Origin of the sequence: Enterococcus sp. DIV0236, assembly GCF_050558525.1 — a bacterium.
In the GTDB taxonomy this organism is placed as follows: domain Bacteria; phylum Bacillota; class Bacilli; order Lactobacillales; family Enterococcaceae; genus Enterococcus; species Enterococcus faecalis.
Window position 1 is genome coordinate 2,404,562 of sequence record NZ_CP187891.1, and the last position, 25,841, is coordinate 2,430,402.

Genomic DNA, 25,841 nt, shown 5'->3' on the forward strand with positions numbered 1-25,841 from the left:
TGATAGCGCTTTATTTTCTATCTAAGTTGGGTACAAATGTCTACTGTACTTTTTTGATAAATTGTACCGTTCTTTATTTTAAAGTTAACAAAAACCCGTTGCAAGTTTCTTAAAAACTTACAACGGGTTTTCTTTATGTTAATTGTGTTTGTAATGCGATATTCAGCAAGATAGCCACCGCTACCCAGCCGCCACACATCACCAGAAGCAGCCAACTAAACATTGATTGTTTTACTAAAGACTGCTTAGGCTTTGCCAGATGTACAAAATTCATGCTATTTACTAAGAACAGTAAAAATAAAGCAAAACAAAGGACGGCCAAGCCAGCACAAATCCAAATCCACATCGTAATCTCCATCTATATTCCTCCTTCTACATTAACTCTATTTATAAAAACAGCACATTATTTTTCCTTTTTCCTTTTTTTATTCAAATAATAGAAACTTGTTAGTACTACGAGTAAACATGCAATACCAAGGCTGTAAAGCCACGTGCTATTTCGTTCACCTGTCCTTGGTAATGACGTCTGTGCATTAGTCGGATTCGTTTTAGCAGTGGTTTTTCTGCTCACTTTGTCTTGTTGTTGTGACGTTTTTTTATCTTTATCAGTGACTGGTTGCTCTATTGGCTTAATGACACCTTCCGTTTTTAGTGGCTCTTTCCCTCCATAGAACGTTACACCGATATTCGTTTGCCCTACTTCTTCTGCAAAACTCTCAGAAGAAACAATTAGACTCGCAATGCCAACGGTTAAAAGTATTCCCAACGTCACCAGAAGTGACCCTTTACTTTTCATTGTCATCATAGCGTACTCCTTGTCTATTTTTCAAGGCTGCCTGTTTTTCTTGTTGTAAATAGGCTTGTTGTTTCAGTGTTGCTTTCTGTTGCGTAAAACGCCAAATAGCTAGAATTAGACTCACAATTGTTGCAACTAACAAGCCATAAAAAGCTTGATTCCACCAAGTCGGTAGGACCAATTTCACTACTGCTTCTTTATTTAATTTTTTGGCTTCTTGACTACTGATGGTAAATTCTTGCTTAAACGGCCACACTTGTTGTTCATCTTCTTTCAAGACCGCTTTTCCTTCAAAAATATAGGTTCCTGGACGAACATCTTCTTTCCCGAAATCTAAATGGAAGTTCATCGTCGAATTTGGCGCAAAACGAACACTTGGTAAAATCCGTTTGGCATATTCTTTCGTTTCGCCTTTTTTCGTTACTTTTCCTTCTAAACGTACTTCAGGAAAAATAGCGGATGTCGGATTCTGAATAACCGCTTGGACCGATTTATTTCCTAAAGCAATGGTCGGAACTAATTTAACTAATTGAAGAGTCTCTGCTAGATACATCGGTGTATCTTCTGACATTCGTAAAGCAATTGCTACATTAAATCCATATCGACTGGTTAAACCCGTTGATTTTCCTTTTTCTTCCTTTTCATCTTCTGCAAGCGAAGCATAAACACCACCCAAAACTAATCCTTGGAAACCATTCGCTGGAATTTCGACAGTCATTTTGGCTGTTACGGTTTTCTTAGCGGGAACTTTTACATGTTCCTCAGGTAATTTAATTAATGTTGTCAAGGGTACTTTTAAACTTGAATCTGGTTTTTTCTCGAAATCATTGTACACAATTAAACCATTGTCATTCGTCACAGCATTCGCCAAATTTAAATCAATCGTCAATTCTTCATCTGTTTTATTAATTAAAGATAATTCGACTTCTTGTTTCTGTCCTGGTTTTACAATGAGATCGTAGTAGGATTGCGTATTTTTCGCTTGATTCTCAGGAATATTGGGTTTAACTGTAAATTTTGTATTCATGTTGTCATCCGCTTCTTCTGCTTGTACAGCAGAAGGGATGCTTAATGCCATCACACAAATAAAAACTGTGACGATTAGCCAGCGCATTGTCTTCATTATTTGTTCCTCCTATGTATCGAAAAGGAGCCGTGCACCACTGCGCAGCTCCTTTTCTAGTAATGCAGTATTCTCGTTAGTAACTTTTTATGGCGCAGCCACTAATGTCCAAGTTACGTTACCTGTATACGCACCATTTGTAATTTGTGAACTAGGTGTTGTAATGTTTAATTTTACATTTGATAATTCAGAATCCCATGTACCTTGACCTTTACCAACTGCTGCTGTAGCAATTGATACAGCTGCTCCACCTACTGGAATAGTTGTTCCAGCAAATTCAGGACTTCCTGGATCTGCTGCAAAGGCAGCTACATCACGTGAGTATGTTTTTGCTGTTTCATCGTATTTCGCTACTGCTCCTGTTTGTGCAAAGGTAATTGAGCCTTCTAAAGTAGCAGTGCCATTTTTCATTTCAGCAACGCCGGCAGTAACTGACCAACCCGCTTGTGTTCCACGAACATCCCCAACGGCATAACGTTTTGTTTGGGTACCTGTCGCATCTAACGAAATCGCTGATAAATCAGAACTAACTTCTGTCGAAGCAAATTTGAATTCTGTTGGAACATATAACAAATCAAAATTTGTATTCGAGCCTGGTTCTGGTTCTTGTGTGCTTCCGTCATCTCCATCACCCGTACCGCCTGGTAATGAACCACTTGTCATCTCTACGTTTGCTGGTGTTGTACCAGTCGTTGTTGCATGTGCTGCTGCAGGAGCGATGCTTGCCCCTAAAATTGCCGTTCCTGCAAATAAAGTTACCAATGTTTTTTTCTTCATTTTACTCTCTCCTTTATATCTTGGTTAATTAATGAATAAAAAAGTGAAAAACTTTTCTATCTCAGTAGAACGTAAACTAAGTATAGCGAAAAAAAGACTGCTTGTGATTTCAAATTTTAAACACCTCATGCAAAAAAAATGAATTTACTATAACAGCAAGGTTCCAACGACTTTTTGTGTCTTTGAAAACGTAATTTTCAAAAAAGATATTGTTTTTTTTCACATATAAAGTAGTAATTTTATAAAAAAACAGCGAGAAAACGTCAAAACATTAGTAACAAACACTAACATTTTGACGTTTTCTCGCATTTATTAAATCGAAATTTCCTCAATATTTTTAAAAAAAATAGTGAAAACTAAAATTATATCGTTTTCATAGACAAAACGTACATTTTTTCTTACGAAAATTGATAATCACTCGCTGACTATTCTCTAATCAAAGCTTGCGTTGTACAGCGGAAGGAACCACCTAACATTCTAGAAACATGGTAATCAATTGCCTCAACTTTGATACCTTTTGCTTCTATTTGAGGAATTAAAGTTGTAAACGATTGGTCCGTTATATACGTTTCTTCGTTAAGCGGTAGACCATTTGTCACTAAATACGCTGCTTCTTGCAAAGTAACGTGAATTTTTTCCCAGTTTGCTAATTGCGCAGGAAGTCCATCCAAAAAGGCCTCTTCACAAACAATCATCAAGCCTTCTCTCAACAAGCTCAACGCACAATCTAAGTGGAGAATATGCGGATGTAACCGAACCGGCACCACTTCATAACCAAAATGACCAATCATATTGGCTAACCACTGAATTCCTGCTAGGTTACTTGCCAAGCCAGAGTAGCCCACAAAAATTGTTTTTCCTAGAACTAAAACATCGCCGCCTTCAATAAAGGGACCTGCTTCACTTAAAGCCCCTTCAGAAATGTCAGGTTGTGGCGCAGCAAAATAATAGCCTTCTGCTTCTTGTGTCCACTGCTGAATAATCGGACGAATTGGTAAAATTTCTTGTCGACGGTGTTGAAATCTTAAGTTTCCTTCTATTAAGAGATTGCCAATTGTAAAAAAAGGGTCTCGTGAAAAGAAGTTACTATATCCTACGCCCAATTCCTTGCCATGTTCTTTTTCATAGGTTGTCAATAAACGTGGACGAAATACTTCTACGCCATAAGATTCTAATACTCCTTGCATGATTTCTTTTTCTTTTTCCCAACGCACTTGTTGTTCTGGTGCAAAGTCTGCTAAATCACGCCCTTCATTATTCTGTGTTAAACGGGCATTTTCCTCTGTTAAAAAAGTCGTATCCGCTTCATCAAATTTATCTGGTAAACAAAATTGCGATTGTGCTAAAACAACTGAACGCAACGGTGCAAATTCACTTTCAACATGCATTTTTTTCATTATTTGACCTCACTTTTATCTGGTTACCTTCATTATAACAGAGATAAAATTTTTATGCCTTCAATGAAGAAAAAGCAGAACTTCTATACGTTCTGCTTTTTCTTCATTTTGTTATTTACCAATACCTTTATCTTTAATCTCAGCTTTTTGCCCGGTGCCATCTACTAAGCCAAAAATAATCTTCGCTTGGTCTGTATTATCAATTTGTCCTGAAAAAGCTTCTGCTTGTGGGCCATAAGCATAGACATTTACATCTTCTCCTGTGTGTCCGCCAGTAGTCCAACCAGTATTCGAACGTTCATCAAAAATCTTTCTTAATGCCTGAGCGATTTTTTCAACATCTTTTGACTCCGCCGCTGTTTTCACTGCTTTCAATTCAGCCTCACTTAATTGAAAATCAATATACTCAGTCACTGTTTTTTCCACATTACCATTTTTAATAATTTCTTCTGCCATGAAATCAGGCGTGCGTTTTGCCGCATGTAAAGGCTCCGTCAACCAGTTGTATTGATCCCCTTTGCCTAAAGACAAGCCCCCTGTTGAATGATCTGCAGTTGTAACCACCAATGTTTCACCATCTTTTTTGGCAAAATCGATGGCCTTTTCAAACGCCGCTTCGAAGTCTTGCATTTCGCTCATCGCGCCAACAATATCATTGCTATGCCCGGCCCAATCAATTTGACTACCTTCAACCATTAAAAAGAAACCTTTTTCATTTTTATCTAACCGTTGAAGAGCCGCTTCTGTCATATCAGCTAATGAAGGGACTTCTTCCGTTCGGTCAATCATTTTAGGTAGCCCGCCTGGTGCAAACAAGCCTAAAATTTTGTCGTCTTGGTTCTCATTTAACGACTTTTTGTCTGTGACATGACCATAACCCGCTTGGGAAAATTCTTTGACTAAATCACGATCTTTCCGCGCAAATAATTCGGAGCCGCCGCCAAGTAACACATCGACTTTGTGTTGTCCGTCGATTTGATCATCAAAATAGTCATCGGCGATTTCTGCCATATTTTTGCGTGAAACATTATGTGCGCCATATGCAGCAGGGGTTGCATGTGTTATTTCAGATGTTGCTACAAGACCCGTTGATTTCCCCACTTTTTTCGCACGTTCCAGCACTGTTTCTGTTTTGGACTTGTCATTATCGAGTGCAATAGCATTATTATAGGTTTTTACTCCGGCAGCCATCGCTGTCGCTGCGGAAGCTGAATCGGTGACATTCTCTTCTTCATCTTCTGGATAAGTGGCTTGCTGTCCGACCAAATAGGTATCAAAAGCTGTTTGGGGAACACGCTTGTCTGAGTGATTGGCTTTGAAATAGCGATAGCCCGTTGTATACGGATTCCCCATGCCATCTCCAATCATAAAAATAACATTTTTTACTGGTGCTTTTTCAGATTCAGTTGCCTTCGCTTCAGCAACCTCTGTTTGTTTTTCGCCGCTTTTTTGTTCAGATAAATTTGTACAACCCGCTAATGTTGTGAATGTTAATAAGGTAACCCCTAGCAAAGCTCTTTTCTTCATTTCCTTGTTTCCTCCTTCATATCTACCCATACATTGACTATAACAAGTCTTAGTTGATTTCTGATAAATAACAAGTAAACAAAGTGTTAAGTTGTTGTATTGCTTCTGTTAAGTTCCTTATTTGTCGCGTCTTGCTGCTCTTTTTTCGGCCTCTTTGCGTAATTGTTTCTGCGCTTTTTTTGAGCCGCGTTCAATATCTTTGAGTTTCTTTCGTTCATGGAAATCTGTAAATAAACTTTCTAAATCATAGTCTTGCGGATATAGATCTTGTGCTTTCGCTTGTAATTTCAACCGTCTTCGTGGTACATTTTCAATTTTATCATTCACAAATACTTGGATTTCTTGTTCACCCTCATCTGTAAAAACCAACCCAATTTGTTGTGTTTCTGTCAATAGGACACGATCACCTTTTTGATAACGGTCTGTTTCTTCTACAAACGTGGCAAAGGTCGTTTCTTTTGCTTTCAGGGGTTTAAATAGACTTCGATTAGTAGGGTATTCTTTCCGCTGAATATAATGAGCCGCCTTTTCAATGAGCTGTGGCTCCATCTTCATTTTACGTGCAATCCAAAGCGCCTGACTATCGCCAACTTCACCAATTTTCAATTGATATTTGGGCGTTAATGTTTCACGATCGAAGGCCATTGCGGCGGGCACAAAATCATCATGTTCTTGGGCAAAACGTTTAATTTCACCATAATGGGTCGTCGCAACTACCAAGGCACCCTTTTGATACATCGTTTCCATGATCGCAATCGCTAAGCCAGCTCCTTCGTTCGGCTCGGTACCACTGCCAATTTCATCTAATAAAACAAGCGTGTGTCGCTTAACATTACGCAACATTTCCGCAATATTTTTCATGTGCCCAGAAAAAGTGCTTAACGCATTTTCCAGATTTTGCTGATCACCAATATCGACAAAAATTTCATCTAATACTGGAATCTCTGTGCCCGCTTGTGCTGGAATTTGCAACCCAAATTGTGCCATGACAGTCAATAAGCCAACTGTTTTCAAGACAACCGTTTTACCACCAGCATTGGCACCTGTAATGACAAGTCCTCGATACTCTGCTCCTAAAGAAAACGTCAATGGTACTGCGTGTTCTAATAAAAGAGGGTGTTTTCCTTGAACAATGCGCAAGCGTTCTTCTTTGTTTACTTTTGGCGTAATCCCACCAATTTCGCGACTATACTTTCCTCGTGCAAAAATAATATCTAAGGTGGTCATTGTATCGACGGCTTGATCGACAAGTCGTTCTTGCTCATTAATTAACCCAGTTAGTTCCGCCAAAATTTGATATTCTTCCGCTGTTTCTTCCGCTTTTAAGAGTGTCAATTGTTCATTTAATTTACTAATTGCTACAGGTTCAATAAAGACCGTTTGTCCTTTATTGGATTGCTCAATGATTGTGCCTGAAACCTTATTTTTATAGCTAGCTTTGATTGGTACCGTGTAATGTTCCCCTTTTTTCACCATCATATTTTCTTGAATATACAGTTGATTATTTTTATTACGTAAAAATTTGGTGACTTTTGTTTCAATTTCTTGTTGGCATTCATTGATTTGACGCCGGATTTTCCGAAGTTGTCGAGAAGCATCGGTGGCAACTTTTTGATTATGGATTTTCGTATAAATTTGTTCTTCAATTGCTCTGAAATCAGCTAAGTGCTGACTGTAACTAAATAGGCGTGGTGTTTGGTATTGATTTTTTTCAAAAAACTTCTGGATTCGCTGACTACTTCTTAAAAAGTCAGCGACCTCAATCAATTCGTTTGGTGTAAGGATTAAGCCTTTTTTCACTTGTTGAAGCAAGCGGGTAATTTGGCTCAAGCCCATGAAAGGGACGTGTTGTCCGCTATCAATAATTAAGCGGGCCTCGGTTGTTTCCGTTAAGCGGGACTGCACTGTTTCTAAACGTGTTGCAGGGACCATTTTCGCCAACCGTTCTTTACTATACTCGCCAATCGCACGTGTTTGAACTTCTTTAAGAATTGTTGTAAATTGTAATTTTTGAATGGTTTCATGATTCATTTGTTTTTTCTTCCTTTCTATCACGAAAAGAATACCTGGCGCCTTTAAATAAAAACCAGTTTCTACAGAAAAAAGAGGACAGCGTTCTACCGCTGTCCTCTTTATCATTGGATAAAGGTTACTAAAGAAACCTCTTTTAAAGGAGGTATTTAGTAATTGAGATGACTGACAGGTATCACTTTCTAAGCACACCAAATAAACCTTGCTTGGTTCACTGGTTATTCAACTTATCAATTAGATACCTACGACACTCACCAAAATACCCCACATTCATTTGTTGGTTTTTATTTATTCTCCACTTGAGAGTAGCAAATCTGGCGAAGAAAGTCAACTAAAGATTGGCCCTTTACTTATTCAATGTGTTTTTCATCATGGTTAGTAACGTTTTCACGTCTTCTGTTCTAGTGTCCCCTGTTTCTTGATCAATAATTGAGCTGTAGACATGAGGAATGATTTTTTTAACGCCGGCATCCACCGCAATTTGAACAATTTCTTCAAAGTTTTCTAAATTAATGCCCCCTGTTGGCTCTAAATAAAAGTCATACTTGGCACAAGCTGCTGCTACTGCTTGGTATTCTTCTTTGTGAGCCAAGCCTTTCATCGGGAAATATTTAATGGAACTGCCTCCCATGTCTTTCAACAATTTGATGGCGGTTTCGATAGGTACTTCCGCCGCTGGCGCACCCGAGCTTAACGGACCTGTCGCAATGTTAACATAGCCAACTTTGCCTGTGGGTGAAACCAAGCCATTAATCACTGTTTCGTCTTGACGAAGTAAGGCCCGCGAAGCGCCGACACCTGTGAAGACTTGGTTCACGTGTTGCGGTTGTAGAACTTCTGATAAGCGAGCCACCATTTGACTTTGATTAGGATCGCCAGCCCCTAAGCCGACAGATAAAGCGTTGTTGGTTGCTGCTTGGTATTTTTTCATATCGTCAATGGCTGCTTCATCGGTTTCATAGTTTTTTGAAAGGATGCCTAACACAACATGCCCTTCTGCTGCTTCATAACAGGCTTGGGCATTTTCTACTGAATTGGCTAAGACGTTTAAACAAATGCGTTCTTCTAAATAATTAGGTTTTAATGACATGGCTTATTTCTCCTTTGTGTCCATAATTTCTTGTAATCGTTGCACGATTTTGTTCATTTCTTCTTGATTGACAGAACGAATGTCAAATTCAATGATGCCATTGTTGGCTTGATATTCTCGCGTATAAATGGCTGGACTTTCTGCTTTTAATGCTTGGATGACTTCCTTAGCGGTTTTTCTGCCGTCCACTTTGACACTGGCGCGATAAATGTCTCGGCCAGCGCCATCTTGGACGATTTTGGCGGTTAAATCTGACAAGTTGTTGATAGCTTCAACAAACGGTTTTAAACGCTCTTGCATCGAAGCCCCTGATTCACTGCCATGCGCCAAATATTCTTCCACTGCTTGCGTAAAGCCCAAGATATTGTCTTTGCCAATTTTCATTGCTCGACCAATGCCTTTACCTTGTAGGCGCACCCAGTCAATGTATTCTTTTTTCCCGACCACTAAACCGGCACTTGGCCCTTCAATGGCTTTGGCGCCGCTGTAAATCACCAAATCAGCGCCTGCTTCGGTGTATTTAAAAAGATCTTCTTCTGCTGCCGCGTCAACAATTAGCGGCACCTTGTGGCGTTGCGCCACTTTGGCCGCTTCGGCCACCGTCAGCATACTTTTTTGCACGGTATGATGGCTTTTGATGTATAGAATGGCCGCTGTTTTTTCAGAAATCATCATTTCCACGTGTTCTGGACTGCACATGTTGGCGTAGCCAGCTTCCACCACTTGGCCGCCGCCTTGCGCTACCATAACTTCTACAGGCGTGCCGTAGTCCACGTTGTGCCCTTTAGGTAAAACAATCTCTCGCTGTTCAATTTTTTCTGTATAAGGATGATACGCGTGGTACAAGCTGCCTTTTCCAATCAAGGCAGCCACCGATTGGGCAATCCCCGCCGAAGCCGAGGAAACGATTTGGGCATCTTCTGCCTTCAACAAGTTGGCTAAAAAGGCCCCTGTTTGCACACTAAGTTCACTCATTTCAAAGAAATGTTCGCCGCCGAATCGTTGAGCCGCGAGGACTGCCTCCGAAACTTTGGAGACACCTAGAATGGTCATTTTGCCAGAAGCATTAATGACTTCTTTTAAGTGGAATTTTTCGTAACTATTCATTATTTTCTCCTTTATAACAAACCAAAGAATGAAGTGACCAAACTAACTAAGACAATCGTGCCGATAATGATACCGTAACGTGGGCCTTTTTTTACCATGAAGAAATAAATAGCCATGACTGCTGCTAAAGGAAGTAACCCTTTCATAATTTGATCTAGAATATCTTGTAAAACAATCGTGGCACCGCCAGTAACTTTAAACGTCATCGGGCTAGCAATTTTAACATAACTCGCACTTAAAGCGCCCATCATCATCATTCCTAAAACATTTGCTGAATAAATGACTTGCTTAATTTTGCCGTCTTTTAACAAACTTAAGATTGAATTACGCCCTAATGTATAGGACTTATTCACTAACGTCCAACTGATGTATAATGTAATGGCTGTGTACAGAACCAACGGACCGATACTTCCAATCACGTTACCTCCTTTAGCCATTGGAATAAAAATGGAAATGATTAACGGCATTAATGCTGCCCAAATAATCGAATCACCAATCCCAGCCAGCGGACCCATCAGCCCAGTTTTAATCGATGTGATCGCCGTATCAGAGATCGCTGCGCCATTGGATTTTTCTTCCTCCATAGCAATTGCAATCCCTTGAATGGAAGCCCCTACTGTTCCTTCAGTATTAAAAAAATTCAAATGACGTTTCAGAGCTTCTCTTTGTTGTTCTTCATCGTCTGCGTAAAGTTTTTTAATTGCAGGAATCATCGATGCACAAAAAACTAAACTTTGAAGACGTTCATAAGAATTTGATAATTCACAGCCTAGTTGATAAATCCAAAAGGCTTTGGATAATTCTTTTTTAGTAATTTTTTTCTGTTCCAATTGTTGTTCATTTGCTTGTGTCATTTGTTCCATTATGCTGCCTCCTCACTCAATGCCTTGTTTCTAACTAAAAAGGCAATACAGATTCCTAAAATAGCGACGGCCATAACTTCTGCGCCAAAATATACTACTGCAACAAAACCGATTAAAAAATAAGGAATCAAATTTTTCTTGCCAATTACCATAATTGTTAAGGCGAATCCTAACGCTGGTAAAATACCACCCATTACTTCAAAGCCGTGCATCAACCATGCTGGGATAACTTCTAAGACTTTATTCACCACAGATTGACCAAAAAAGTTCGCCGCAAAAACCAACGGAAAGCGAATTAAAAATCCCGCTAAAGCTGGATAAACAAACGCAGCTCGGTAAATCCCCCCATAATTTAACTCTTCCGCATATTTATCAGCCATATGCACCCAAGTCGCATTGATGGTCCGCCGTAATTGATCCATAAAGACGCCTAACACACCAAAAGGAACAGCTAGTGCAACAGCCGCCTCGGCATTCATTCCCACACCTAAAGCAATCGGAATCGCGATTGCTGAAGCTAAAGCCGGATCACTAGGCACATTGCCACCCGGTGTGGAGGTGACTCCGAGATAAACAAGTTGAATCCCCGCCCCCACAACCATTGCTTCACTAAGTTTTCCTGTTGCTAAACCAGCCACCAACGCTGCGCCTAATGGCTGAGACAGCATGCCTGAAAATGTGTACCCAAAACGCAAACGTGCAAACCAATAATAAAGTCCCATAATAATTGAAACACCTAAAACGCCCATATGATTCTCTCCTTTTTCTCTGATTATAGTGATTGATATTTTTCAATTAATTTTTGAATTGGTAGGGGATTTTCTTCGGGAATCGCTTGGAAGAAAACATGAATGCCCTTCGTTAAAAGTTCAGTCAAAATTGCAACATCTTCTTCAGATAAATTGATATTTTTTAAAACATTTTTCCGATTTGGTCCGCCACCTAAGCCACCAACTTGAATCTCCTCTTTAATAATTTCTTGGTCCACCATCGCTTTTAAGGTCGTTAAATCTGGCACTAAAAATAACACCTTTTTCTCTTCCTTTTCTTGCGATTCCCAATATTCTTTGGCATTTTCAATCCCTTTAATTACTACAGAAACCCCTGGAGGCGCCGCCATTAAATAAATACTTTGTAAAAATTCATCTTGCTCTAGTTCATCACTCACTACCAAAATTTCATTTGCACCTGATTGTTGTAACCATTTAGTCACTACTTGTCCATGGATTAAACGACTATCGACTCTTGTTAATACGATTTTTGACATTCTGTTCACCTGTACTTTCTTATTTTGGAATTTCTAAAATTTGACAACTGTCTACTGCTGCTTGTTGAATCATCTCTGCATCTTGTAAACGAAATCCATGACCACTTTGTTTCATGACGGATTCTAATAATAACGATGTGCATAATCCTGACACAATCAGGAGGTCATAATCTTTTGATAAACGCAATGCAACATTACTAGGTGTGCCACCTTTAACATCTGTTAAAATTAGCAACTGGTTGTGCCACGTTAATTGGTCAATTTTTTCTGTGACTCGTTCTAAATAATCCCCCAGTGAATCCTCTGCTTGTAATGCTACTTCATGTACATTTGTGACTTCTCCTACAATCATCTGGACGCTTTTGACTAATTCCAAGCCCCAACCATTGTGTGTTAAAAGTAAAATTGGTTCATTTTCCATAAACAAACTCCTTTGCTAATTAATCATTTTATTAAAAGCAATAAGTGTGCCAACTTTCATTTCCGTTTGAATTAAGCCTTTTCAAAGAGCAATTCATAAATATAGCGCACTTCCAAAGGTGGAATCAACAGATTATAGGACACTTCAAGCGGTCGAAACGCCATTTTTATGACAGATACAGCTTCTGGCAACTCTCGATATGACACTTCATAAGCTGTCGGGTCATATTCTGGATTCAACAATTGCCGTTCTAACATACAAGCACAATGAATGATAAAACGAAGTAAAATCTTTTCGTCACTTTTTATTTTAGTTTGCAAGCAAATGTCTGAATAAATCTTAGCTAATTCGATTGAAATGGTTGTAGGATTCAAAACCGTTAGTAAGTCTGTAATAGCTTCGATTGATAATCCTTGAATATATTTAGCTGAAACTTTTTTTAGTAACTCTTGGTTTTGTTTTTCTTCTAAATGATGGCCTAATAATTCGAAAACTAGCTGAATGCCCCGCTTCGATAGTAAATCTTGTAAAGAAATAAACGGAATATCTGGCACTTCTGTCTTTACGGTGCCAATGATACCAACGATTTTCTCTTCTTTCCGAACAAAAGAATGCAAGCGATCAATGTCTTCCACTTCTCTTTTCTCTAAAGTAATGATGCGTACATTCGTTAGTAATTCATTGGGAAAAGTTTTTAGTAACAACTGTTCAATTTTAATAGCAGTCCCCATGCCAGTTAGACAGGAAATAATGAGAACTTTTGCCTCGTTGAAGCGACCTTTACTGCAAATCAAGGCGCGATGATTTTTTTCTTTTAAGACTGGTAATAGATACTCAAACGCCGTCGATTCATAAATGACTTCTCGGGCCACTTCTAGCAATGTTAAGAGATTGATATTGCTAATTAGCAGCACTTCCATTTGAAACGTTTGACTGATAGCATTACCAAAGTAAACCAGGGAACCGATGTCCACCATTAAAATAATTTTTTTATACTGATTTTGCTTTACAATTGCACGGACTTTTTCTAATGTTTCTTCCACTGATTGATTAATCGGCATATCAACTGCACGCATGACCGTTGTTGAGAACAGAAGGTTGGTGTACTCAACCATGCTGCTGGCCGTCGCGGCACCATGTGCAACGACGATAACGCCACAGTTTTCTTCAACTGAGTGCGCTCTTTTTTTAGCTGTGACTTTACGAATAAATAGATCGAAAAAGAGAATTTCCGTATCAGCAAAAGAAATCCCAAACAATGTTTGTAGAAAGTCCACCATGGTCTTAGCAGCTTGATACTGGGTGACTTTGCCAGAATAGATATTTTTGGTATCTGAATAAAATGTTTCATTCATTTGTGCAGAATAAAAAACAGCAGAATAAAGGTGGACAATTAAAATATTCTGGAAATCCTCTGTCAATTTTTCTTGGATTAATTGTTCAAAAAAGACAATGGCTTCTTGAATTTTTGGCTGCAATGTTTCGTCAATGGCCTCTATGGCTAGCGGTTCTTGAGCAAAAATATCCATATCATAAAGTTGCTCGACTTTGTTTTGCATGATTGCTAGCGCATCCTCTGTCGAAAGAGTTAATTTTTTCAAATCCGCATATTCTTTCAATAGAAAATTATAAAAACGATCATTTTTCAGACTTTCCGATTTGAGTAACTCTTGACTGCTTAAATAAAAATGGTTGTATTGAATCGTGAGGCCATCGTTAGGTATCCACTCATTAAAAGCCAGCAGACTTTCTACATCAGGTTGCTCTTTGACTGTCCCCTCGTTTGCTTCAATGCAAATAGTTTCCGTTAATTGATCGAATACTTCTAAATAGGCTTGTGCGCTCATAAATTGAATCGCCGCTTTCAATTCGCCAACGTTGGCTTCAAAATGAGTAAACGTTAATTGTTTCAACGCCTCATAACGAATATGGATATTCTTTTGAATCCGTTGACTTTCTTCTAAGAAAAAGGACAAAATCAATTGAATTTTTTCTTTCAAAGAGCGCTCGGCTAAAGCTGGAATGGCTAATGTCACAGGGATCCTTCTTAAAAACGTTTTCAAAAAATGTTGATTGACGGCTTCGGTTGTTGCAAAAATAAATTTTATCGATACATTTCTTTGTTTTTCGGCTTCACCCATCCGTGTAAAATACCCTTTATCCAAAACTGTAAACAATTTTTCTTGGCCTTCGCTCGTTAATCGATGGACTTCATCTAAAAATAAAAAACCGCCATCTGCCAACTCCACTAAACCTTTTTGGTCATTGACGGCACCAGTGAAACTGCCTTTTTTATAGCCAAACAGATGCGAAGTTAATAATTCTGGATTGTTGAAATATTCTGCACAATTAAAATAAATAAACGGAACTTCTTGGTTCATTTTAACTTGATAAAATTGGTGTAATTGTTCTGCAATTAAGGTTTTCCCCACCCCAGATTCTCCAGTAAGTAAAATATTCAAGCCATTAGGCGGATATAAAATAGCGGCTTTCAACTTCTTGATGGCGTCTGCTAAGCTCCCATCAAAACCAATTACGTTCGCAAATGGATTCATTTTCAGTAGCTGCTTTTTCTTATGTATCTGTTCTGTCTGTTGATAAATGTCCTCTTGCAGCGAAGCGAGGGAATCGTAGCACGTGCTACTTTTAAAAAAAGGAAACTGTTCCTCTAAGTAGTCTTTATCAAAAAATAACACTGGTCTAGATTTAACTTTAACGACTTGGTCTTTTCTTACTAATTCTGAAAGCTCTTCACTAACAGCGGTTCGGGTATAGCCAGAGGTCTGACTTAATTGCGAAGCCGTTGCGGGCAACAAGATTTCTTTGCTACTTGGATTTTGTACGTGAAACTGTTTTAACGCTTGATGAATATTATCAATTCTCATAGTCTTTTCCCCATTTCTTTTTTGATCCAAAAGTTAATTTATTATACATTAAAACGGAAGCGGTTTCTTATTTACCATAAAAAAATCAAGTCTTTAACCAAAAGATTAAAGACTTGATTTTTATTCTCCGTATTGTACAAGTTGTGTATTTTCACAATGAAAGTCCAAGAAATCTTGGATTTTTTTGCCATTGAAGTAGTTATCAATGACTCGCATGACCGCATTGTGGCAAACAAATAGGTAAGTTTCCTCTGAAGCCAAGGCTTCCTCAATCAGGGGATAAATTCGACCCGCAACATCTAGGACCGATTCCCCTTCTGGAAATGGCAAGGAAATCTCAGAACGATTTTCTTGGAAAGCCGTTGTTTCAATTGGTTCACCATCATAAATGCCAAAATTCATCTCAATTAAACGAGGTTCTGTTTCAATCGTCAATTGATTTCGTTCCGCAATTTTACGTGCTGTTTCTTGCGCCCGTTTTAAAGGCGACGCCAGTAAACGGTCGATTTGAATTCCTTGTTTGGCAATTTTTTCAGCTACCAATTCCGCTTGTTGATAGCCTTTTTCGGTCAATTGCGCTTCCGCATGACCACAAATTCTACGGGCCACATTATAATCTGTTTCACCATGTCTCACTACGTACAGCATTTTTCCACCTCAGTTTTTTGTCTTGTGTCTATTTTATCTGAAATTTGGTCACAATAACACCCTATTTAGCGGTAACTTTCTGGTAATTTAAATTTTCCTTCTTGCTCAAACTGTTCGCCTACTTGGAATAAGAGATCTTCACGTCCACGTGCAGCCAGCAATTGAATGCCTAAGGGTAACCCCGTTGCCGTAACATGTGTGGGCAAGCTGATAGCTGGTTGTCCTGTCAAGTTCGCTAGTTGAGTATACGGTGTTAGCTGTAAACTTTTATCAAAATAATCATAGATTAATTCAGCTAGCTCTGCTTCTGTTAATTCTGCTGCTTGCTCCATTCGTTGACGAATGTGCTCACTTTGCAAATCTTCGTTAATTTTTGGTGCTGAAAAAGCCGTTGTTGGTGATAAAAACAGATCAAATTTTTGAAAAAGTTCTTCCATCGTTACTGCTGCTTGATCCCACAACTGTAATGAATGAACATAGGTGGCTGCTGGAATCTTTTGGCCGAATTGATGCATGGTCCATGAAAAAGGTTCGATTTCTTCTTTACGAATTGGGCGCCCGAGCCCCTGTTGAATGCTATTCATCATCGCTGTAGTTTCTGCGCCGTTCATTTGATAATAGGAGCGAATCAGCGCTGCACCATCGACTGGATAAGGAATCTCAATGATTTCATGGCCAGCGGCTGCCAGAAAATCAGCCGCTTGTTTCGCCGCTTGTGTTGCTTCTGGCGAAATCATTGAGCCGATAGGCGAAGCGGTACACAGAGCAATTTTTAGCCGTTGTTTTTTAGTGTGTGTTTGCCATTCTGCCAAGGGCGCTTGGTAGGGGGCGCCACTGTGGCTACCACGTAGGCCATAAAATAACGCTTTGGTGTCTCTCATAGAAATAGTCAACGCAAAGTCAATCGAGGCACCTTGCCAGCCTCGCCAGCCTTCTGGGCCGACAGGCATGGAGCCACGGCTAGGTTTTAAGCCAATTAAGCCACTAAAAGAGGCGGGAATTCGGATGGAGCCACCGCCATCGCTAGCGCCGGCTATAGGAACAATCCCGCTAGCGACAACTGCGGCAGCGCCGCCACTGGAACCGCCTGGCGAATGTTCCAGGTTCCAAGGATTGCGGGCTGGCCCGTAAAGCGCAGGGTCCGTAATATTTTTAAAGCCAAACTCTGGAGCGTTGGTTTGTCCTAAAGGCATCAAGCCAATCGTTTCTGCTTGTTTGACAAAGTTAGAGGTCGTTGTTGCAGTACTATTTTTAAAAAGTTGCGAGCCGGCCGTTGCTGACCACCCCGCTTTTTCTTGGCCTAACATTTTCAATGGAAATGGCAAACCAGCAAATAGTGTGTCCTGCTGTTTATTTTTTTGATAAGTTGCTTCTGCTTCTTGGCTATCAAAGGTTACAAAGCCATTGATCTTTGGATTTAACTTTTGGACTTTTTTCTCAATATCCTTTAAGAGTTCTATGCGACTTACTTTCTGTTCTTTTAATTGTTGTACCCAATATAGTCCGTCTTTCATACAGACCCACCTCCTATACTATTCCGTATTAGTATAGCATGGTTTTTAGAGGTCATCCTGTGATGGTGATTTTCATTCGTCAAGTGCTTCTCTAATTTAAGTAAATAATTCGCCAATGTAAGGAAGCAACTGCGGATGCAGTTTGTAGCCTTTATACCGTGTATTTTGGATACCTTGTTTTTTAAAGCCCCCTACTTGAATTTTTTTATTTAATTTTGTCAGCTGTTTGGTCATTTTTTTTCGATTATTGGCTGTTTCTTCTGTGTCATATATTAATTTACACAGGCGCTCCATTGGTAAGTGTTCTTTTGGCGTACTATACAAGACAGCCAGTAGTGCACGTTCTGCGGCTGTTAGCTTTATTCCCTCTACATCTAACTTTTCATCTTCTCGTTGGATGGGTTTATTTAATTCTGCCAAAAGGAGATTTTCTCTTAACGTATCCAAAGTCGCATCCAATCGTAACCAATTGAGAATGCCATATTGATAGCTAATGCTCAATTCTTCCGAGGTAGGAATGTCTTCCGAGCGAAGAAACAACGGCGTTTTAACTCTGGCTAATTCCTTTAGATATAAATATTGTTCTTTGCGAGGAATCGTTTCGCTGAGAATGATGGCATCAAATTTTCGATAAAACAAATGACTTTCCTTAATTTCACCAATCAGACACGTCGTACAAAAAACTTGGTGATCTAAATGCTGTAAGCGGTTTTGAAAAGCAGTTTCTGATAAAATATTTTTTGTGATGACCATTATTTTCATTCTTGATTCCTCCTTAATTCTTTTTTAGTTCAAAATTTTCTCAATTTTCGTGTTTTGTTTTGATATATTTAGTATACTGGAAATTTTTCGAATTAAAATTTAAAAATTTACAAGCAAATCAGTCATTAACAGTCATTCCTGTAATCCCCGATTTATAAAGGATTTCCAATAGTCTTATTTAAAAAATGTTTGTTATTTAATCCTCAACGTGCTATTTTTTTAATTTTTTTCTTTTTTATTTAACTGACAAACGTCAAAAGGTTGGTAGCTAATATCAACCTTTTGACGTTTGTTAGCTACTTTCTCTTGAAATCTTTGGATTTTTTTCTACTTTCACTAAAAAAAACAGCCAAAAATGGCTGTTTCTTTGCTATTTATATTTATTTCATAATATCGATTAAGTCTTTTTTTGAAGCGGCCGAGGCAGGGAAATAGCTAAATACAACCCCGATAAAGACAGAAATACCGATGGCTAATGAAACCGTCATTAAGTCTGGACGAACAGAAAACGGTAGTGCCATTGAGGCTAAGTAGGCAATAATCATTCCTAAAAGATAACCAGTAATTCCGCCGATTAAGGTCAAGGCAATCCCTTCTGTTAAGAATTGCTTTTTAATATCACTGGCTGTCCCGCCCAATGCACGTCGGATACCAATTTCCTTAATCCGTTCTGAGACCGAAATGTACATCATATTCATAACGCCGACCCCAGCAATTACCAGTGAAATGGCCGCAATTGCGGAAATAAACAAGGTTAAATTATTTAATAAAGAGCCCATTTCTTTGATGGTATCTTTAACATTATATTCTTGATACGTCCCGCTGTTTTTCATGGTTCCTTGTTGAGAGAGAGTTTTTATTGTTTCTTTCAATACTTGATCTGGTTGATAGCCAGGTGCTACTGTTAGCTTCAACGTAGATGTATCTTTTAGCTTGCCGAAATAATGTTCATAGGTCTTTTTGGGAAAATAAAGCAATGAGTCATCATTACCTGGACCAATGGCACCGCTGGTATTGGTTGTCACGCCAACAATGGTAAAAAGTTGCTCTTTATATGGAAAAGTTCGATTAACTGCTGCAGTTGGGTCTTGGTAGAGTTCTTTGGCAACCAGTTCATCCACCACCACTGTTTTATCCAGTTTTGCATTGTCTCCATCATTCAGTTGGCGTCCCGCCAACAATTCTTTGGTGGTTTTGTCGGCAAGTTCATAGGTTACAGAAAGATTTTTCGGTCCTGCTTGAAAATTCAGTGTACCTTTTTGGGCGCCATCAACTTCTCTTTGATCAAAATCAATTTTTTCTACGCCAGGAACCATGCGCACGACCCCTAAATCATTGTCGGTAAACATCGCTTGATCACTAAACATATCCGAAGTGTTGTAGGCCGAAAAAGAAATCTTTTTCACATTTTCTTTTTGTTTTTCAGCAGATAATTTATCGACCATGTCTTCTTTAAAGCCGTTACCGATAGCCACGATGGTAATCACCGAAGCGATCCCGATGACAATCCCTAGCATCGTTAACAAGCTGCGTCGCTTATTTTTCAAAATGGAACGGAAGGCGGTTTTCCAAATAATTGAACGTTTCATGTCAGCACCTCCTCTAAAATCTTTCCATCACGAACTTTAATCAAACGATTGCAGTATTCAATTGTTTCTTCATCATGTGTCACTAAAATAATGGTGACACCTTCATTGTTTAATTGCTGAAAGAGCGTTAAAATTTCTTCCGATGTTTTACTATCTAAAGCCCCAGTTGGTTCATCTGCAATAATAAAACTTGGCCGATTGACAATCGCACGCGCAATGGCCACACGTTGTTGTTGTCCGCCCGAAAGTTGTTTTGGATGCTTCTTGCCTTTATCTGGCAAGCCGACTTTTGTCAGAACTTCGTGGACACGATCTTTGGCTTCTTTTGGGGTTAACCCACTATATAAAAGAGGTAATTCAATGTTTTCTTCAACTGTTAGTGTTTCAATTAAACTAAAATTCTGAAAGACAAAGCCGACTGCTTCATTTCTAATTCGGGATAGTTCCTTATCAGAAAAGTCGCCAATTTCACGGTCTTCAAATAAATATGTTCCTTCAAACTTTTTATCAATAAAGCCTAGCAAATTAATCAAAGTCGATTTCCCAGAACCAGAAGGACCCATAATCGCTAAAAATTCTCCAGCGTCTACTTGGAGGTTAATATCATCTAACACATGCAGTGTTTCTTCTTCGGAATAATAATATTTATGAATATGGGCTAGCTTAATCATTGGCAGCTACCTGAACATCTTGATTATCTTTTAATTCTTTATTGGGATTGGCAATCACTTGGTCTTTCCAATTCAAGCCACTTTTGACAACTTTACGACCTAAATTTGTTTCTGTTTCAATCGGTGTTTTTTTCGCTTTGCCCGCTTTGTAAACATAGACAAATTCTTTTTCGCCTTCTTTTTGGATTGCTGCTGTCGGTATAATCATTTGCTTTTGCGGCACAGCGATGCTAGTAGACAAGCCTTCTGCCCAAGGAAAATCACCTTCTACTGTAAATTGATAACTCACTACTGGATTGCCTTCATTTTTAGCTATTGGGGTTTGCGCAATGGAAACAATTTTGCCTGGCGCTGATTTGCCTGAACCAACGGTCGTCACTGTTACTTCTTCCCCTGTCTGTAATTTATCGTAATCATATTCGGTTACTTTTCCTTGAATATTTTTCTTTTGTGTTGCAATTTTAATGACTGGTTTGTCGGTACTACTCATAGCACTAGCATCGACAGTGACTTGGCCATCAATTGGTGCTGTAACGACTGTGTTGACTTTGCCACGTGTTTGTTCAAGCGTGTTTGCTGCTCCGACGGCATCACTGTTGGCTAATTGAAGGGCTTGGTTAGCTTGGGCGACTTCACTATTCGCAGCACTAACAGCTTCATTCAATTGCTGAATTTCCGCATTTAGTGTTTCTTTCTCTTCAGCCTCTTTTGCGGTGTTTAATTTTTGCTTGGCTGCAGCAACTTTGTTTAAGGCTTCATTGTATTTTTGAGTTGCTAAGTTAACGTTCTCTTGTGCTTGTTGGACTTGAAGATTGTTTCGATTAACAGCATTCGCTTGTTCTGTTTCTGTGGCTTGGATGTCTGAGTTATTGTACGTTAACAATGGACTATCTTTCTTGACTTCTTTACCATTTTCAACATTTATTTCGGCAATTTTTCCTAAAGAAGGATCAAAGAAAATATCCCGAGTATCTAAAAAACTCACTTGACCATCTAATTTTAATGAGGCCATTTCTGTAATGGTATACGTTGTGTATTCAGGTTCAACTTCTTTTGAAGAAAAAACTGTTTTTGCTCCGATAAATCCGACGACGACCACTGCGGCACCAATACCGAACCACACTTTTTTATTTCGCTTCTTCTGGCCTGACTTTTTCATTTATTTGTTCCTCCTTGATTTCTGTTGACGAGTTTGTCATTTTATTTAGTATATAATGAATAAAAAAACTGGTCCCTTCATCTTCCTATCATTCCTCTTACAGTTTTGACACATCTTTATCTAACAAAAAAACGTTTATCCTGTGTAAAAGGATAAACGTTTTTTGTTATTTTATTGTTCTAATTGACCCAACCAGCCAGATGTACCACCTAGAACATTGGTTACTTGATACCCTTGTTGACTGAGAAACGCACACGCTTGTGCGGAGCGCGATCCCATTTGACAAATCAGATAATAGGGTTGGTTTTTATCTAATTGCTGATAATTTTCGGTTAAAGTACTTAAAGGTAAGTTGATGGCCTGAGGGACATGCCCCAGTTGGTATTCCATTTCTTCTCGTACATCAATAATCGGTAATTTTTTTCGTTTTGCTTCCTGATAAAATTCAGGCATGCCAATCGTGTTATACATTTTCTAGTTCCTCCGGTTTTACCATTCGATATAGCGCAAAAGCACCATCTAAATTTTTGGCTGAGATGCCTGCTTGTTTTAGCATCCGTTCTGCAATATAACTACGCAAACCGCTGTGACAACTAACAATGTACTTCGTTGACTTGTCTAATTCCTCCAAACGTTCTCTTAACTCATTTAAAGGAATAGACACAGCATTTTTAAATTGACCATTGGCTTGTTCAGCGGGATTACGGACATCTAATAAAACAGCCCCATTAGCTAATTCGTTGGATAACTCATACCATTGAACGTTTTCACTCAATCCTTCTGCAAGGTTCATCGCTGCATAGCCTAACATGTTCACAGGATCTTTCGCTGAACCAAACGGCGGCGCATAGGTAAACTCTAATTCAGGCAAATCAAAAATAGTTAACTGTCCTTTAATAGCGGTCGCAAGAATATCAATCCGCTTATCTACGCCCTTTGCCCCAATTCCTTGTGCGCCATAAATTTCCCCTGTCGTAGGATGAAAAACTAATTTTAACTGAAGATCTGTTGCGCCAGGATAATACCCCGCATGGTCTTTTCCACTGATATGCACAACAGCTGTTGTTAGTCCAGCAGCTTTAGCAGCCCGTTCGCTTAAACCAGTTGAAGCAGCGGTTAAATCAAAGACTCGCACAATGGCAGTCCCAATGCTTCCTTGATTTTTTCTCTCTAACCCAGCAATCACATCCGCTACTTGACGTCCTTGGCGATTGGCAGGAGAAGCTAAAGAAATCAGCGCATCTTCTTGAGTGATTTGTTGTTTCACTACAACAGCATCCCCAACCGCATAAATATCGGGTTGATTCGTTTGATAGTGTTCATCAACAACAATACCGCCACGTAAACCAGTTGCTACACCTGCTTCAACTGCTAAGGTATTTTCTGGTTGGACACCCACCGACAAAATGGTTAAATCAGAAGCTAATGTTTGACCGTCTTCTAAGCGAATCACTTGCCCTTCTTCTTCAAAAGCAACCGCAGATTGTCCCGTAATTACTTGAACATTGTTTTTGCTTAATTCAGCTTTGACAAAAGCGGCCATTTCTTCGTCTAATGGCGGTAAAACATGAGGCGCTTTTTCCACGAGAGTGACTTCTAATCCGCGTTTTTGCAAGTTTTCTGCCATTTCCAAGCCAATGAAGCCTGCGCCAATCACGACGGCTCGTTTTGTTTCTGGTGTCAAGGCTGTCATAATTTGATCTAAATCAGGAACATTTCTTAATGAAAAAACATTTTTGGCTTCTGCCAATCCTGTAATTGGTGGCACAAAAGGTTTCGCCCCTGGTGATAAAATTAATTTGTCATAGTGTTCTGTTAAAATTTCTGTTTCATGTTTCACTGTGATCACTTTTTCTATTGGATCAATCGCCACGACTTCATGGTGAGGACGAACATCTAAATTAAACCGTGCCTTTAACGCTTCGGGTGTTTGAACAAGCAGTTGCTCTCTTTCTGCGATTTCGCCAGAAACGTAGTAAGGCAAACCACAGTTTGCAAATGAAACAAAAGGGCCTTTTTCCATGACAACAATTTCAGCATCTTCCATTAAGCGACGTAAACGTGTCGCTGCTGACATACCACCAGCCACGCCTCCGATAATTACAATTTTCATTTATTTTCCTCCTTTAATTTGACCAGACCATTGGGACATCCCGCCACGAACGTTAATCACGTGATAGTTTTTTCTCGCTAAAATTTTGGCCGCATTTTTGCTGCGCATGCCGGACTGGCAAATCACATAGACTTCGTTAGCGGATTTGTTGTAGGCGGGAATTTTGTTAAGTGGGACATTAATCGCTTGTGGAATATGCCCTGCGCGGTATTCGCTAGGTGTCCGGACATCTAATAACGTTATCTCTTTAGATAAACGTGACTGCAATTCCTTTGTTGAAATACTTGGCGTTTTTTTAAACAATTGAAATAACATTTTGTTCTCCTTTTCTTATATACCTTATGGGGTATATTTAACATGAAAAAGTTAGACTTGTCAACTGAAGAGATTTCTGCCATTTTTAGATTCAAAGAAAAGATAGTTGACAAAAATACCTCGTGTAGGTATATTTTAAACCAATCACTACTCTTAAGGAGGGGCAAAATGACTGAAGAAAAAAAGAAAGTGCTGAATCGTTTACGCCGCACAGAAGGTCAAATTCGCGGGATTCAAAAAATGATTGATGAAGAAAAAGAATGTATCGATGTTATCACTCAGTTGAGTGCGGTCCGTTCTAGTATTGATCGCGTAATGGGAATGATAGTTGCGGAGAATTTAAAGCATTGCTTTGAAAATCCTGAAAAAGATCCTAAAGAACAAGAAGAGCGATTAGCACAAGCGATTAATATGATTGTCAAAAAGTAAAACAACGCAAACTTATTCAATGAAAGATAAGTTTGCGTTGTTTTTTTATTTATTAGACGAATCTGCCCTGCGTTTTTTTAAATTGACAAGCATAAAAAGAATCGTGCCAATTAGTAAAATCACGACGGCAATATAAAAGCCCATGACTTTCGAACCCGTTGTGTCTGAAATTTTCCCAGTTAAAGCTGGGGCAATCACAGATGACATCATACCGAAAAAGTTAAACACGCCCAAAGTAGTGCCAATTCCAATTTTTGGTGCATTTTCACCTAGCCAAGAAATAATAATCGGTTCTACAGCTAATTTTCCTAAGAACCCATACATAATTAAAGCAATTAATAACAACGTTGCATTACTTACTTGTACAGTTAACAAGAGCATAGCTGTTGCTAAAAATTCTAAAACAACGATGAATTGAACTTTTTTATGCATGTACTTATCCGCCAACCGACTAAAAAATAACGCTCCTGGAATAGAGGCAAATGCGACCAGCGAAGAGGACAATCCAATTGCCGCTCCTTGGAAACCGCGTTCGGTACTTAAAAAATTAGGTAACCAAGTCACAATCATATAATATGCATAACAAGTGCCAAAATATAAAATATACGCAAATAGCATATGTGGCGCAAACAGTTTTTTAAAGGGCACTTTTTCTTTTACCGCTCCGTTATCTTTTTCATCAACAACGGTTGGCTGAATCAAGGCCATGTCTTCTTTATGATTGCGAATAATCACTTGAAAAGCCACTAACATACAAATAATCATAAAGGCGGAAATGTACATCATCACTTGCCAAGGTAATCCTTTTTGGGCAACTAAATAACTAGATAAAATCATCCCTAAACCTGAACCAACTGCTGAACCACTGTTGACAATAGCTGTTGCAAAACTTTTTTTGGCTTGAGGAATGTTTTGCGACGTCAACGAGTAAGCCGAGCCATAGAAAGAACCACATCCTAAGCCTGCCAATAAGCTACCTAAGTAAATTGTTCCAATCGTTTGGGCTTGGGCAATCAGTAATGCTGCCAGCGCAAACAAGATAAAGCCTGGAATTAATACACGTTTTTTCCCAATTTTGTCTACCAAGAAGCCTGCAGGAATCTGCATGACTACGTAACCGAGAAAATAAAAGCTAGAAATGGACCCTAGGGCCGTATCGGAAGCGTTACCATTTAGAGACGCACGAATTTGTGGATAAACAGGAGAAAGCGCGGAACGATAAATCCAGATTGTTACCCAGCCCATACATAGTAAAATAACGATTTTTTTCCAATAAGCCAACGAACTTTTTGTCTTGTCTGTCATTTTCTTTTCCTCCACCAATCATTTTTTTGGTTAACGTTTCACAAGGAACAAA

General features: G+C 39.1%; 25 protein-coding genes. 1 reads left to right on the forward strand and 24 read right to left on the reverse strand.

Features of this window, described 5'->3' with window-relative positions:
• Positions 1-133: 133 nt before the first annotated feature.
• From IGK27_RS11620 to IGK27_RS11730, 23 genes are all read right to left on the reverse strand, one after another.
• Positions 134-358: a hypothetical protein gene (locus tag IGK27_RS11620; RefSeq protein ID WP_002355093.1), complete on the reverse strand. Its 225-nt coding sequence runs from the start codon at positions 356-358 to the stop codon at positions 134-136.
• A 45-nt stretch (positions 359-403) separates the two neighbouring features.
• On the reverse strand, positions 404-805 hold the full coding sequence (locus IGK27_RS11625) for an LPXTG cell wall anchor domain-containing protein (protein WP_002355092.1): 402 nt from the start codon (positions 803-805) through the stop codon (positions 404-406).
• Positions 786-1,919: a DUF916 and DUF3324 domain-containing protein gene (locus IGK27_RS11630; RefSeq protein WP_002394060.1), complete on the reverse strand. Its 1,134-nt coding sequence runs from the start codon at positions 1,917-1,919 to the stop codon at positions 786-788. The genes IGK27_RS11625 and IGK27_RS11630 overlap by 20 nt, the downstream gene beginning before the upstream one ends.
• Before the next feature lie 87 nt (positions 1,920-2,006).
• Entirely contained in the window at positions 2,007-2,696 is a 690-nt protein-coding gene (locus tag IGK27_RS11635; RefSeq protein ID WP_002365278.1) for a WxL domain-containing protein, read from the reverse strand.
• Positions 2,697-3,121: 425 nt separating this feature from the next.
• Positions 3,122-4,093 carry a dimethylarginine dimethylaminohydrolase family protein gene (locus IGK27_RS11640; protein WP_002378752.1) on the reverse strand — a complete coding sequence of 324 codons (972 nt, stop codon included), beginning with the start codon at positions 4,091-4,093 and terminating at the stop codon, positions 3,122-3,124.
• Between the two features lie 111 nt (positions 4,094-4,204).
• Complete coding sequence (locus IGK27_RS11645; protein WP_002381148.1) at positions 4,205-5,650, reverse strand: alkaline phosphatase; 1,446 nt, start codon at positions 5,648-5,650, stop codon at positions 4,205-4,207.
• Positions 5,651-5,737: 87 nt separating this feature from the next.
• Positions 5,738-7,651, reverse strand: a complete 1,914-nt coding sequence (locus tag IGK27_RS11650; protein ID WP_002378753.1) for an endonuclease MutS2 — start codon at positions 7,649-7,651, stop codon at positions 5,738-5,740.
• 346 nt (positions 7,652-7,997) lie between these two features.
• Positions 7,998-8,741 carry a 2-dehydro-3-deoxy-phosphogluconate aldolase gene (dagF, locus tag IGK27_RS11655; RefSeq protein WP_131501881.1) on the reverse strand — a complete coding sequence of 248 codons (744 nt, stop codon included), beginning with the start codon at positions 8,739-8,741 and terminating at the stop codon, positions 7,998-8,000.
• A gap of 3 nt (positions 8,742-8,744) precedes the next feature.
• Entirely contained in the window at positions 8,745-9,848 is a 1,104-nt protein-coding gene (locus IGK27_RS11660) for a DgaE family pyridoxal phosphate-dependent ammonia lyase (RefSeq protein WP_002378755.1), read from the reverse strand.
• An 11-nt stretch (positions 9,849-9,859) separates the two neighbouring features.
• Positions 9,860-10,711: a PTS system mannose/fructose/sorbose family transporter subunit IID gene (locus tag IGK27_RS11665; RefSeq protein WP_002359140.1), complete on the reverse strand. Its 852-nt coding sequence runs from the start codon at positions 10,709-10,711 to the stop codon at positions 9,860-9,862.
• Positions 10,711-11,460 (reverse strand): PTS mannose/fructose/sorbose/N-acetylgalactosamine transporter subunit IIC, encoded by a 750-nt coding sequence (locus IGK27_RS11670; RefSeq protein ID WP_002355079.1) that lies wholly within the window; start codon positions 11,458-11,460, stop codon positions 10,711-10,713. The genes IGK27_RS11665 and IGK27_RS11670 overlap by 1 nt, the downstream gene beginning before the upstream one ends.
• 23 nt (positions 11,461-11,483) lie before the next feature.
• On the reverse strand, positions 11,484-11,978 hold the full coding sequence (locus IGK27_RS11675; RefSeq protein WP_002368351.1) for a PTS system mannose/fructose/N-acetylgalactosamine-transporter subunit IIB: 495 nt from the start codon (positions 11,976-11,978) through the stop codon (positions 11,484-11,486).
• A 19-nt stretch (positions 11,979-11,997) separates the two neighbouring features.
• Positions 11,998-12,399: a PTS sugar transporter subunit IIA gene (locus IGK27_RS11680; RefSeq protein WP_010830666.1), complete on the reverse strand. Its 402-nt coding sequence runs from the start codon at positions 12,397-12,399 to the stop codon at positions 11,998-12,000.
• A 71-nt stretch (positions 12,400-12,470) separates the two neighbouring features.
• Entirely contained in the window at positions 12,471-15,284 is a 2,814-nt protein-coding gene (locus IGK27_RS11685; protein WP_010830667.1) for a sigma 54-interacting transcriptional regulator, read from the reverse strand.
• 120 nt (positions 15,285-15,404) lie between these two features.
• Positions 15,405-15,932: a histidine phosphatase family protein gene (locus IGK27_RS11690; protein ID WP_002359138.1), complete on the reverse strand. Its 528-nt coding sequence runs from the start codon at positions 15,930-15,932 to the stop codon at positions 15,405-15,407.
• A 65-nt stretch (positions 15,933-15,997) separates the two neighbouring features.
• Positions 15,998-17,446 (reverse strand): amidase, encoded by a 1,449-nt coding sequence (locus tag IGK27_RS11695; protein ID WP_010830668.1) that lies wholly within the window; start codon positions 17,444-17,446, stop codon positions 15,998-16,000.
• Positions 17,447-17,542: 96 nt separating this feature from the next.
• A complete protein-coding gene (locus IGK27_RS11700) occupies positions 17,543-18,208 on the reverse strand; it encodes a helix-turn-helix domain-containing protein (protein WP_002359135.1) in 666 nt (221 codons plus the stop codon).
• A 380-nt stretch (positions 18,209-18,588) separates the two neighbouring features.
• Positions 18,589-19,797 (reverse strand): ABC transporter permease, encoded by a 1,209-nt coding sequence (locus IGK27_RS11705; protein ID WP_002359134.1) that lies wholly within the window; start codon positions 19,795-19,797, stop codon positions 18,589-18,591.
• Positions 19,794-20,468, reverse strand: a complete 675-nt coding sequence (locus IGK27_RS11710; RefSeq protein WP_002365285.1) for an ABC transporter ATP-binding protein — start codon at positions 20,466-20,468, stop codon at positions 19,794-19,796. Before IGK27_RS11710 ends, IGK27_RS11705 begins: the two co-directional genes overlap by 4 nt.
• The gene (locus IGK27_RS11715; RefSeq protein WP_002361088.1) at positions 20,461-21,627 is read right to left on the reverse strand and encodes an efflux RND transporter periplasmic adaptor subunit; all 1,167 of its coding nucleotides are present in this window, start codon (positions 21,625-21,627) and stop codon (positions 20,461-20,463) included. The genes IGK27_RS11710 and IGK27_RS11715 overlap by 8 nt, the downstream gene beginning before the upstream one ends.
• A gap of 171 nt (positions 21,628-21,798) precedes the next feature.
• The gene (locus IGK27_RS11720; RefSeq protein WP_002355066.1) at positions 21,799-22,098 is read right to left on the reverse strand and encodes a rhodanese-like domain-containing protein; all 300 of its coding nucleotides are present in this window, start codon (positions 22,096-22,098) and stop codon (positions 21,799-21,801) included.
• A complete protein-coding gene (locus IGK27_RS11725) occupies positions 22,091-23,740 on the reverse strand; it encodes an FAD-dependent oxidoreductase (protein ID WP_002378761.1) in 1,650 nt (549 codons plus the stop codon). The genes IGK27_RS11720 and IGK27_RS11725 overlap by 8 nt, the downstream gene beginning before the upstream one ends.
• Positions 23,741-24,055 carry a rhodanese-like domain-containing protein gene (locus IGK27_RS11730; protein ID WP_002365287.1) on the reverse strand — a complete coding sequence of 105 codons (315 nt, stop codon included), beginning with the start codon at positions 24,053-24,055 and terminating at the stop codon, positions 23,741-23,743. It abuts the gene before it with no gap.
• A gap of 168 nt (positions 24,056-24,223) precedes the next feature.
• Here IGK27_RS11730 and IGK27_RS11735 point away from each other — a divergent pair, with 168 nt between their 5' ends.
• On the forward strand, positions 24,224-24,484 hold the full coding sequence (locus tag IGK27_RS11735; RefSeq protein ID WP_002355063.1) for a metal-sensitive transcriptional regulator: 261 nt from the start codon (positions 24,224-24,226) through the stop codon (positions 24,482-24,484).
• 45 nt (positions 24,485-24,529) lie between these two features.
• Here IGK27_RS11735 and IGK27_RS11740 read toward each other — a convergent pair whose 3' ends face one another.
• Positions 24,530-25,789, reverse strand: a complete 1,260-nt coding sequence (locus IGK27_RS11740) for an MFS transporter (protein WP_002378762.1) — start codon at positions 25,787-25,789, stop codon at positions 24,530-24,532.
• Positions 25,790-25,841 lie beyond the last annotated feature (52 nt).